This window comes from Bathymodiolus azoricus thioautotrophic gill symbiont, from assembly GCF_001298715.1.
Lineage (GTDB): Bacteria > Pseudomonadota > Gammaproteobacteria > PS1 > Pseudothioglobaceae > Thiodubiliella.
Map to the genome: position 1 here is coordinate 1 of NZ_CDSC02000167.1, position 12067 is coordinate 12067.

Below are 12067 nucleotides of genomic sequence, written 5' to 3' on the forward strand. Positions count from 1 at the left end.
CTATTTATGTAAAGGTCTCTAAAAATAAAAAAAGCCATGCTAACTTACATTAGCATGGCTTTCTTTATTTAAGTAGTAATAACTGCTATTGTTCAGCGGATGCTTGCATCTCTGCGTCTGCTTCACTCAATTCAGCTGAAAGTTGCGCCTCTGCTTCTGCAGTTTGCATGGTATTTTCTACGCGACGAGCCTTACGCTCCTGATGATGAACAAAGCCTGTACCTGCTGGAATTAAACGACCAACAATCACATTTTCCTTAAGACCTAGTAAATTATCAACACGACCTGTAGTCGATGCCTCAGTTAATACACGCGTTGTCTCTTGGAACGATGCTGCAGAAATAAATGACTCTGTTGCTAATGACGCTTTAGTAATACCCATTAGCAATCTTTGATAAACCACCAAGTCTTTACCTTGTGCTGCTAGCTGTTTATTCATATCTATCACACGAGCATACTCAGCTGTTTCTCCATTCACTAAGTTAGAATCACCTGTGTCAAGCACTTCTACCTTGCGTAACATTTGTTTAACAATCACCTCAATATGCTTATCGGAAATATTTACACCTTGTAGACGGTAAACATTCTGCACCTCTTTAATCACATAACTCGCCAGTGCCTCTACGCCTAATAAACGCAAAATATCATGCGGGTTTGATGGTCCATCAGAGATCACATCACCCTTTTCAACAGTCTCACCATCAAACACATTAATTTGACGCCATTTATGAATCATCATCTCAGTGGCTTCGCCCTCTTGTGAAGTAATTATCAAGCGCTCCTTAGACTTAGTCGGATTACCAAAACTAACAATACCACTTACTTCTGCAAGAATTGAATGGTCTTTCGCTTTGCGCGCTTCAAACAAATCTGCAACACGCGGTAGTCCACCCGTAATATCACTGGTCTTAGATTGGTCTTTAGGGATCTTCGCTAAAACTTCACCTGCTGTAATTACCTGATTGTCTTCTAAATTAATCTTAACTCCTGATGGTAAGTAGTGTGTTGATAATACAACTTCAGAATCTTTTGCTTCAACGACTTTAATCATCGGCTTCAAACCTTTCGCTGCTGCTGAGCGTTCACCTTCATCAATCATTTCGAAGAAAACAAGCCCCGTTAATGGGTCTGTGTTTTTATTGACCGTTATACCTTCCACGAAGTCAACAAAAATCACACGACCTGCTTGCTCAGAAATAATGGGATGCGTATGTGGGTCCCAGTCCGCAATCTTGTCTTTTGCCTTAACTTTACCGCCATCTTTAACATGAGCAATTGCACCATAAGGAATCTTATATCGCTCAACCTCTTGACCTTTGGCATTACGAATGGTAACCTCAGTAGAACGAGAAATAACCACTAAGTCGCCATTCACATTGGTGATTGATTTAAGACTTTCGAAATGTGCGATACCATCATTATCAATATTGATGCTACTCACTGTTGTTGATGCAGATGCTGCACCACCAATGTGGAAAGTACGCATGGTCAACTGTGTGCCTGGCTCACCAATTGACTGCGCTGCAATCACACCAACTGCTTCACCAACACCAATCTTATGACCTCGTGCCATGTCATTACCATAACAAGAAGCACACACGCCGTAACGCGCATCACAAGTAATGGTAGAACGCGCCTTAATAGACTCTACACCCACTTTATTAATCTTGTCTGAATCCTCTAATGTTACTAAGTGACCCTTGGGTAGTAATATTTTCTTTGAATCCGGTACCATAACATCTTCAGCCATTACACGACCTAACACTGCCTTGCCTAATGTCTGCACAATATTACCACCCTCAATGGTTGCTTTCATCATCAAGCCATTTTCTGTACCACAATCTTCTTCATTCACAACTAAATCTTGTGCAACATCAACCAAACGACGCGTCAAGTAACCTGAGTTCGCTGTTTTAAGTGCTGTATCAGCCAAACCTTTACGCGCACCATGTGTTGAAATAAAGTATTGCATATTATTCAAGCCTTCACGGAAGTTTGAAGTAATGGGTGTTTCAATAATTGAACCGTCTGGTTTTGCCATTAGACCACGCATACCCGCTAACTGACGCATCTGTGCAGGTGAACCACGCGCACCAGAGTCAGCCATCATATAAACCGAGTTAAACGATGGCAATTTTTGAATCTTACCATTACTGTCTTCAAAATTCTCAAAGCCGATTTCGTCCATCATTGCTTTCGCAACAGTCTCAGAAGTTCGTGACCAAATATCAATCACCTTGTTATAACGCTCACCATCAGTCACCACGCCTTGTGCGTACTGCTTCTGAACCTCTTTAACTTGTGTATTTGCCTCATCAATCATGCCCGCTTTACTATCAGGAATGGTCATATCGTTTGAACAAAATGAAATACCTGACTTGGTTGAGTATTGAAAGCCCATATACATCATTTGGTCGGCAAAGACTACTGTGTCTTTTAATTCTTGCGTTTGGTAACAAACATGAATTAAGTTTGACACTACTTTCTTGCTAATCGCTTTGTTAATCAAATCAAATGACAATCCAGCTGGCAAAATTCTTGAGAAAATCGCACGACCTACTGTGGTATCAACAATACGCTTGCTGGTTGACTGATATTTACCATCAACTTTTTCATAATCTTGAATGCGTAATTTAACTTTGGCGTGCAAAGAAGTAGCGCCTGATTCATAAGCATTTAATGCTTCAATGGCATTGGCAAAAATTAGTCCTTCGCCTTTTTGATTAATCATATCACGCGTCATATAATAAAGACCCAAGATTACATCCTGTGAAGGCACGATAATTGGCTCACCACTTGCAAGATGTAAAACATTATTAGAAGCCAACATTAGCGTTCTTGCTTCCAATTGTGCCTCTTCAGATAAAGGTACATGTACCGCCATTTGGTCACCATCAAAGTCAGCGTTAAATGCACCACAAACTAGTGGATGCAATTGAATTGCCTTACCTTCAATCAGTAATGGCTCAAATGCTTGGATACCTAAACGGTGTAAGGTAGGTGCACGGTTTAATAACACTGGATGTTGATGCACAACTTTTTCTAAAATATCCCAAACTTCTGGCGTTTCTGCTTCTACCATTTTCTTCGCAGCTTTAATGGTTGACGCTAAATTTTGTGCTTGCAGACGGTTATAAATAAACGGCTTGAATAATTCTAATGCCATTTTCTTTGGCAATCCACATTGGTGCAATTTAAGATATGGACCACAAACAATCACTGAACGACCTGAATAATCAACACGCTTACCAAGTAAGTTCTGACGGAAACGACCTTGCTTACCCTTAATCATATCGGCAATTGATTTAAGCGGACGACGGTTATTACCCATTACCGCACGGCCACGACGACCATTGTCAATCAGTGAATCCACAGCTTCTTGCAACATACGCTTTTCGTTACGCACAATAATTTCAGGGGCATCTAATTCTAATAAACGCGCTAAACGATTATTACGATTAATAACACGACGGTATAAATCATTCAAATCAGAAGTCGCAAAACGACCGCCATCTAACGGCACTAATGGGCGCAGGTCTGGTGGAAGAATTGGTAACACATTAAGCACCATCCACTCAGGCTTATTACTTGATTGAATCAAAGAATCAACCAACTTCAAACGCTTATTATACTTCTTAAGCTTAGTCTGGCTTTTGGTGTTAAGACTATCTTCACGAAGGTTTGCCGCTTCTTTTTCAAGTTGCATTTCTTTTAGAATGTCTTGGATGGCTTCTGCACCCATTTTTGCCTCAAACTCATCATCGCCATATTCATCAAGTGCATCATAATACATCTCTTCAGTCAACAACTGCTTATATATTAATGGTGTTGAGCCTGGGTCTGTGACTAAGAATGCCTCAAAATATAAAACACGCTCAATATCTTTTAATGTCATATCCATCAATAGTCCAAGACGCGATGGTAATGATTTTAAATACCAAATATGCGCTACTGGTGCCGCTAAGTTGATATGACCCATGCGTTCACGACGCACCTTTGATAGGGTTACTTCAACACCACATTTTTCACAGACAACATTACGGAATTTCATACGCTTGTATTTGCCACATAAACACTCAAAGTCTTTCATTGGACCGAAAATTTTAGCACAAAACAAGCCTTCTCTTTCAGGTTTAAAAGTGCGATAGTTAATGGTTTCAGGTTTTTTTACCTCGCCATACGACCACGAACGAATCTTCTCAGGAGAAGCCAAGCCAACTCTAATGGCATCAAAATCTTGCTCTTTGTTTTGCTGTTTTAAAATTTGTAATAAATCTTTCATATTTACACTCCTAATTAGTGTTGTTCAAGTTCAACATCAATACCTAATGAACGAATTTCTTTAACCAATACATTAAAGGATTCTGGCATGACTGACTCAGTCAAATTCACCCCGTCAACAATGCTCTTATACATCTTCGCACGACCAGTAACATCGTCTGATTTAACGGTTAACATCTCACGCAATGTGTGTGCTGCACCATAAGCCTCTAATGCCCAAACTTCCATCTCACCAAAACGCTGACCACCAAATTGTGCTTTACCACTGAGTGGTTGCTGCGTTACTAATGAATAAGGTCCTGTTGAGCGTGCATGCATCTTGTCGTCAACTAAATGATTAAGCTTCAACATATGCATATAACCAACTGTTATTGGGCGGTCAAATGCTTCACCTGTGCGACCATCGTAAAGTTGCTCTTGACCAGATTCTGGTAAATCAGCCAACTTTAATAATGATTTAATGTCTTTTTCTTTAATACCATCAAATACTGGTGTTGCCATTGGCACGCCTTCACGAAGGTTGTTTGCCAATTCAATAATTTCTTCATCGTTAAAACTGTTTAAATCCTCTGTCTTACCGTAAGAATTATAAACCTTATCTAAGAAGGCTCTAATTTCCTTGACCATTTCAGTGCGTTTTTCATCCAGCATCGCAGCAATCTTGTAGCCTAAGCCTTTAGCTGCATAACCTAAGTGAACTTCTAGCACCTGCCCAACATTCATTCGAGAGGGTACACCTAGCGGATTAAGCACAACATCAATAGTAGAGCCATCTGCTAAATAAGGCATATCTTCCACTGGAGATACGCGTGAAATAACACCTTTATTACCATGACGACCCGCCATCTTATCACCCACTTGGAGTGTTTTACGCGTCGCCACATAAACTTTAACCATCTTCATGACACCTGGTGGCAGTTCTGCATCTTCGTTAATCTTAGCGCGTTCATTTTTAAAGAAAGCATCAAACTCAACTTGTTTCGCTTTAGCCTGTTTAACCAATACTGCTACTTCTTTATTAACAGCTGCATCTTTTACTTTAAGCTTTGCAAACTCTTCATTGGTTAAAGGTTTCATATTTTTAGCACTTAGTTTCTCACCCGCCTTAATACCAGCAACAGCTTTTGTTACTTCATTACCTGAAAGTTTGAGGCGAATACGACGGAAAATATCACCATCAATAATACCAAACTCATCGTCAATATCTTTCCTGATTTTCGCCAATCTGTTTTCATCAATACTTTGTGCTCTTGCGTCCTTTTCAACGCTATCACGGGTAAAGACCTGTACATCAATAACTACACCAGATTTTGATGCACCAATACGCAACGAAGAGTCTTTGACATTGTTGGCTTTTTCACCAAAAATAGCACGCAATAATTTCTCTTCTGGAGAAAGTACAGTTTCACTCTTAGGTGTCACTTTACCCACCAAAATATCGCCACCCTTAACACGAGCACCAACATAAACCACACCAACTTCATCAAGTTTAGCAAGCGCAGATTCACTAACATTCGGAATATCAGCTGTGATTTCCTCAGGACCTAAAGTAGTGTCACGCGCATAAGAAGTCAATTCTTCAATATGAATGGTAGTGTAGCGGTCTTCTTGTATAACACGTTCAGAAATTAAAATTGAATCTTCAAAATTATAGCCATTCCATGGCATAAAAGCGATTTTCATATTTTGACCCAACGCCAATTCACCTAAATCTGTTGAAGGACCGTCAGCCAAAACATCACCTGCTAATATTTTATCGCCAGTTTTAACCAAAGGTTTTTGGTTAATACAAGTATTCTGATTAGAGCGCGCGTATTTTGTAAGGTTGTAAATATCAACACCCAATTCACTAACTTTAGTCTGTTTAGAATCAACACGAATAACGATACGAGAAGCATCAACCGCTTCAACCACACCACTATGTTTAGCAGTCACACAAACACGAGAATCCGTTGCTACAACACGCTCAATACCTGTACCAACTAAAGGCTTCTCAGCACGAAGTGTTGGTACCGCTTGACGCTGCATATTTGAACCCATTAACGCACGGTTCGCGTCATCATGCTCTAAGAACGGAATCAACGATGCTGCCACGGATGCAATTTGCTTAGAGTCAATATCAATTAAAGTGACATCTTCAGAATTTACCAAAACAAATTCATTCTTATGACGACAAGAAATTAAATCATCCATCAACTTACCTTTTGTATCAACACTGGCATTTGCCTGTGCAATAGTATGTGTGATTTCATCAATCGCAGAAACATAAATAACTTCATCAGTGACCTTACCACTCTTAACCACTTGATACGGCGTCTCTAAAAAGCCGTAATTATTGGTTTTAGCATAAACTGCCAGCGTATTAATCAAACCAATATTTGGACCTTCTGGTGTTTCAATTGGACATAGGCGACCATAGTGTGATGGATGAACATCGCGTACTTCAAAACCAGCACGCTCACGCGTCAAACCACCTGGACCTAAAGCAGAAATACGACGCTTGTGTGTGATACCTGATAATGGATTTACTTGGTCCATAAATTGAGACAACTGAGAAGAACCAAAAAACTCTTTAACCGCAGCTGACACTGGATTAGAATTAATCAAATCTTGTGGTGTTAATTCATCTGTTTCAGCTAAGTTCAGACCTTCTTTAACTGCCTTTTCAACGCGTACTAAACCAATTCTAAATTGGTTCTCAATCATTTCACCGATTGCTCTTACGCGTCTATTCGCAAGCGTATCAACATCATCAACAGAATCCTTACCATCTTTAATGTTAATTAGTAATTTAACAACATTCAAAATATCTTCGTTCATCAACACATGTTCGCCTGTTTCAGCCTCAATGCCTAAACGACGATTAAGCTTCATACGACCTACCTTAGAAAGATCATAGCGTTCATTCTTAAAGAATAGATTGTTAAACAATAAATTAACCGCATCTTCCGTTGCTGGCTCACCTGGGCGCATCACATGATAAATAGACATACGCGCTTCAATTTCAGTTTGCGTCTCATCTAAGCGCAAAGTATCAGAAATATAAGCACCTGTCTCAGATTCATTGATATAAAGGATTTCAAGTTTCTTAATCTTGTTAGCTATGATTAATTCTAATACTTCTTCGCTAATAACTGTATTAGCAGCGATTAGAATTTCACCTGTTTCTTTATCGATAACATCCTGCGAAACAACTTTATCTAATAAATACTCAAATGGTGTATTAATTGATTTTACGCCTTCTTTTTCTAAGATTTTTGTGTGCTTAGTCGTAATACGACGACCTTTTTCAATCACAACATCTTTACCTGACTTAATATCAAATTCAGCAATTGTACCGCGTAATTTGGCAGGAGATAAACCCACATCGCAAGATTTTGCTTTAAGCGTAACATCAAGTTTCTCAAAAAATGTATCAAGAATTACACTTGAATCAAGGCCCATTGCACGCAATAATGTAGTTGCTGGTAATTTACGACGACGGTCAATTCGCACATATAAATGCTCGTGATGGTCAAATTCAAAATCCAACCATGAGCCACGGTAAGGAATAATACGAGATGAGAATAAAATCTTACCTGAAGAGTGCGTCTTGCCTTTATCGTGTTCAAAAATAACACCTGGTGACCTATGCAATTGAGATACCACAACACGCTCAGTACCATTAATAACAAAAGTACCTGTGTCAGTCATCAATGGCAATTGACCTAAATAAACATCTTCTTCAATAACTTGCTTAATTTTTCGCTTCTTCTTTAAAGTTGAACCATTTTTATCAAATAAAACTAAATTTAATTTAACACGCAATATTGAAGCAAAAGTAGTGCCGCGTAATTTACACTCTTCAACATTAAATTTCGGCTGTTGTAGTTCATAATCTACATATTCAATTTCTGCATAACCGTTATTCGCTGTAATTGGAAAAACAGATTGAAAAACTGCATGCAAGCCAACATCTTCTTTTTCTTCTTTGCCTGCTTGAATAAAACCGTTAAACGATTCAATCTGGATAGCCAGTAAATCTGGTTCAGTTAAAATTGATTCTCTTGAACCAAAATTATTTCTAATTCGCTTTTTTTCAGTAAATGAATAAGCCATAATACCTCGCATTATTTAATCTTACAATTTAAAAAAGACAATCTATTAAGAAAGTCTCTAAGAGATCAAAAAACCTCTTTTAATAATAGGGTCAGTCTATAAACCTTTATAGACTGATAACGCACTCAATAAGAGTACAAAAACACCAAAATCCCCTCACGGGGACGGGGATTCTGGGTTTTTCGTAGAGCTAATTATTTAAGTTCTACGCTAGCACCAGCTTCTTCAAGCTGCTTCTTGACATCTTCAGATTCTGCTTTAGACGCGCCTTCTTTAATGGCAACAGGTGCTGATTCAACCATATCTTTAGCCTCTTTAAGACCAAGACCAGTGATACCGCGTACTGCTTTAATAACAGCAACTTTCTTCTCACCAAAACTAGTCAACATTACATCAAACTCGTCTTTTTCTTCTACCGCTGCTGCACCAGCATCTGCCGCTGCTGCAACTGGTGCTGCTACTACAGCAGCAGATACACCAAACTTCTCTTCCATTGCTGAAACCAGTTCAACAACATCCATTACTGACATATCAGCAATTGCATTTAAAATATCTTCATTGGTTAATTTAGCCATGATATTTACTCCTTTTTATTTATATTTATTATTGTTTTTGTTGTGCCACTGCTGAAACCACTCGAGTCACTTGACCAAGAACATCATTTAGACTCCTTGCTAGTTTTTCAACTGGTGCCAACATCAATGCCATCACTAAGCTAATCGCTTGGTCTTTAGTTGGCAAATCTGCAATGCGCTTAAGTTCACTTGCTTCCACAAAGTCACCTGAAACACCCAGACCTCTAACAACTAAATCTTCGTTTTCCTTAACGAAATCTTTGAATACTCGTGCCACCGCACCTGGGTCTTCTTGTGAAAAACCAAGAACTACCGGTCCGCTCAACACAGGCATCACACATTCACACGCTGTATTCTCTAACGCTCTTTTTGCCAAGGTATTTTTTACGACGCGTAAAGAAACATTTGCATCTATTGCGCTAGCACGTAGATTAGTCATTTGCTCAACTGTTAACCCGCGATACTCAGCTACACCAACAGAAATACTACTCTGTGCGAGTGCATTTACTTGCTTAACAACAACTTTTTTTGCTTCAAGATTTAGAGCCATTTTGTCTCTCTCCTAAACAGTTTAAAAAAGAAAGTTATAAAATTTTATAACTTTCACCCTAGAGTATTCTCATACCCTCTACATAGGCTGAGTGTGTTACCACTCACTTAAACAAACACTCCAGGAGGAATATCTGCACCTATGGTCTTTGAGGTCATAGAATAATTCTAAGACCTAAAAGAATTTTTTTTAGTCTAAACTAAATATCTACTGAGGCTAAATCAACACTTAGGCCTGGACCCATCGTTGATGAAACACTTATTTTTTTAAAGTAAATACCCTTAGCCGAACTAGGTTTTGCTTTTTTCAATGCTTCCATTAAAGCAGTAATATTTTCAGCCAATGCATCTGCAGTAAATGAAGCTTTACCAATGCCAGCATGAATAATCGCCGCTTTGTCCGTACGATAGCGCACCTGACCTGCTTTTGCATTATTAACCGCAGTTGCAACATCTGGTGTTACTGTGCCGACTTTAGGATTAGGCATCAAACCACGAGGACCTAATATTTGACCTAAACGACCAACAACACCCATTGCATCTGGAGAAGCAATCACAACATCGTAGTTAAGGTCACCATCCTGCATTGATTTCATTAAGTCCTCCATACCAACAACATCAGCACCCGCTGCTTTTGCTTTTTCTATATTGTCACCTTGCGTAAATACCGCAACACGCACTGATTTTCCAGTACCGTTTGGCAAAACTACTGCGCCACGTACATTTTGGTCAGATTTATTTGCATCAACACCAAGATTGACACTCACATCAATAGACTCATCAAATTTTGCTGTTGAACACTCTTTTAATAATGTCAACGCTTCAATCATTGCATAACGCTTATCAGCTTCAATTTTTTCTGCGATATTTTTTTGTTTTTTTGTTAATTTAGCCATTGTCTCAGCCCTCCACTTCAACACCCATTGAACGGGCTGTACCAGCAATAATACTCACTGCTGCATCCATATCATTTGCATTTAAATCTTTCATTTTAATACTTGCAACTTCTTCTAATTGTGCACGAGTAATCTTGCCAACTTTGTCAGTATGTGGCACACCACTGCCTTTTTTAATGCCTGTTACTTTTAAAATTAACAATGCTGCTGGCGGTGTCTTAGTAATAAAGGTAAAACTACGATCACTATAAACTGTGATAACCACTGGCACCTTCATACCTTTATCAATGTCTTGCGTTGAAGCGTTGAACGCTTTACAGAAATCCATAATATTCACACCATGTTGGCCTAATGCCGGGCCTACTGGAGGTGATGGATTTGCCTCTTGTGCTGGAATCTGCAGCTTAATATAGGATTCAATTTTCTTAGCCATTTTTCTTTCCTCGAGGGTTTTCCCTCATTTTGGGTGCAAGCGCTGTGTTAAGAGCTCCCCTGTTAAATTAAGTCTTCTGTACTTGAGAAAACTCTAATTCTACTGGTGTAGTGCGTCCAAAAATCAACACCTCTACTTTCAGTAAATTCTTTTCATAATCAACTGATTCAACCGTACCATTAAACTCATTAAATGGACCATCAATAACCAAAATTTCTTCACCTGGTTGATAAGCAACCTTGGGCTTAGGCTTGTCAGCACCTTCTTGTACGCGTGCCGTAATCTTATCAACTTCACGCTGTGTAATTGGCGATGGCTTACCCGAAGACCCGCCAATAAATCCAATCACATTGTTGGTATTTTTTACCAATAACCAACTTGGCTCAGTTAATTCCATATTGATTAACATATAACCTGGGAAAAATTTACGCTCAGCTGTTTTCTTCTGTCCATCTTTTAGCTCTACCACTTTCTCAGTTGGAATCATGACATCACCAAGTAAGTCTGATAGCCCTTCTCTATCAATTGCCTCTTCAATTGTGGCCTTTACTTTTGCTTCATAACCGCTTCTCGCGTGGAGTACATACCATCTTTTAGACATCTTTAAAAACCTCTTTTTAATTTGTTAATAATTGCACAGCCCAAGTAAAGAATGCATCAACAATCCACAAGAAAATAGCAACGATAATTACCGCTACCATAATCATGCCGGTTGTCTTAATAGTTTCATCCTTCGTCGGCCAAACAACTTTGCGTAATTCAATTTTTGTTTCTTTTAAAAACGCACTAAATTGGATGCCTTGTGGCGATTTGAAAAACACAAATCCTGCTATTACTAAACCCGCCAGTAAAACTAACACCTTATAAAGTGTTACATTTAACTCCAACGGGTCTAAATAGAAAAGCGCAAGAAAACCCACTACAATTAGAAGCGATACAATCACGCCTATTGATGATTCTGATCTAACTTGATTCTCTACATTCTTACTCACATTACATCCTTTAATATGGCAGGCAAGGAGGGACTCGAACCCCCAACCAACGGTTTTGGAGACCGCCACTCTACCAATTGAGCCACTTGCCTAAAATTAAAAAAAATGCCTCTACCAATCCTATGGACTGCTAAAGGTATTTTTTATAAGACTCAAAATTGAGCCACTTACTTTTTCTATTTCTTAATCTGTCATCCGTTATAAATGCTAAAAACCAATGTCTTAGTCAGTTACTTTCGAGAC

Annotated in this window: 8 protein-coding genes and 1 tRNA gene; all 9 read right to left on the bottom strand. The window is 38.9% G+C overall.

Going from position 1 to position 12067, the window contains the following annotated elements; translation table 11 throughout:
- Positions 1-85: 85 nt before the first annotated feature.
- Positions 86-4282 carry a DNA-directed RNA polymerase subunit beta' gene (gene rpoC, locus BAZSYMA_RS03300; RefSeq protein WP_090715612.1) on the bottom strand — a complete coding sequence of 1399 codons (4197 nt, stop codon included), beginning with the start codon at positions 4280-4282 and terminating at the stop codon, positions 86-88.
- A 14-nt stretch (positions 4283-4296) separates the two neighbouring features.
- Entirely contained in the window at positions 4297-8379 is a 4083-nt protein-coding gene (gene rpoB / locus BAZSYMA_RS03305) for a DNA-directed RNA polymerase subunit beta (protein ID WP_090715628.1), read from the bottom strand.
- A 194-nt stretch (positions 8380-8573) separates the two neighbouring features.
- A complete protein-coding gene (gene rplL / locus BAZSYMA_RS03310) occupies positions 8574-8954 on the bottom strand; it encodes a 50S ribosomal protein L7/L12 (RefSeq protein WP_090715614.1) in 381 nt (126 codons plus the stop codon).
- Positions 8955-8982: 28 nt separating this feature from the next.
- On the bottom strand, positions 8983-9504 hold the full coding sequence (gene rplJ / locus BAZSYMA_RS03315; protein WP_090715616.1) for a 50S ribosomal protein L10: 522 nt from the start codon (positions 9502-9504) through the stop codon (positions 8983-8985).
- Between the two features lie 199 nt (positions 9505-9703).
- Positions 9704-10399: a 50S ribosomal protein L1 gene (gene rplA, locus BAZSYMA_RS03320; protein WP_090715619.1), complete on the bottom strand. Its 696-nt coding sequence runs from the start codon at positions 10397-10399 to the stop codon at positions 9704-9706.
- A 4-nt stretch (positions 10400-10403) separates the two neighbouring features.
- Positions 10404-10832, bottom strand: a complete 429-nt coding sequence (gene rplK, locus BAZSYMA_RS03325; RefSeq protein ID WP_090715622.1) for a 50S ribosomal protein L11 — start codon at positions 10830-10832, stop codon at positions 10404-10406.
- Positions 10833-10899: 67 nt separating this feature from the next.
- The gene (gene nusG / locus BAZSYMA_RS03330; RefSeq protein WP_090715624.1) at positions 10900-11433 is read right to left on the bottom strand and encodes a transcription termination/antitermination protein NusG; all 534 of its coding nucleotides are present in this window, start codon (positions 11431-11433) and stop codon (positions 10900-10902) included.
- A gap of 16 nt (positions 11434-11449) precedes the next feature.
- Complete coding sequence (gene secE, locus BAZSYMA_RS03335) at positions 11450-11824, bottom strand: preprotein translocase subunit SecE (RefSeq protein ID WP_090715626.1); 375 nt, start codon at positions 11822-11824, stop codon at positions 11450-11452.
- Positions 11825-11840: 16 nt separating this feature from the next.
- Positions 11841-11916: transfer RNA gene (locus tag BAZSYMA_RS03340), tRNA-Trp, on the bottom strand.
- Positions 11917-12067 lie beyond the last annotated feature (151 nt).

Bases quoted from the DNA above. Each gene is read 5' to 3' on its own strand.
- rpoC (WP_090715612.1), bottom strand. From the start codon at position 4,282: ATGAAAGATTTATTACAAATTTTAAAACAGCAAAACAAAGAGCAAGAT.
- rpoB (WP_090715628.1), bottom strand. From the start codon at position 8,379: ATGGCTTATTCATTTACTGAAAAAAAGCGAATTAGAAATAATTTTGGT.
- rplL (WP_090715614.1), bottom strand. From the start codon at position 8,954: ATGGCTAAATTAACCAATGAAGATATTTTAAATGCAATTGCTGATATG.
- rplJ (WP_090715616.1), bottom strand. From the start codon at position 9,504: ATGGCTCTAAATCTTGAAGCAAAAAAAGTTGTTGTTAAGCAAGTAAAT.
- rplA (WP_090715619.1), bottom strand. From the start codon at position 10,399: ATGGCTAAATTAACAAAAAAACAAAAAAATATCGCAGAAAAAATTGAA.
- rplK (WP_090715622.1), bottom strand. From the start codon at position 10,832: ATGGCTAAGAAAATTGAATCCTATATTAAGCTGCAGATTCCAGCACAA.
- nusG (WP_090715624.1), bottom strand. From the start codon at position 11,433: ATGTCTAAAAGATGGTATGTACTCCACGCGAGAAGCGGTTATGAAGCA.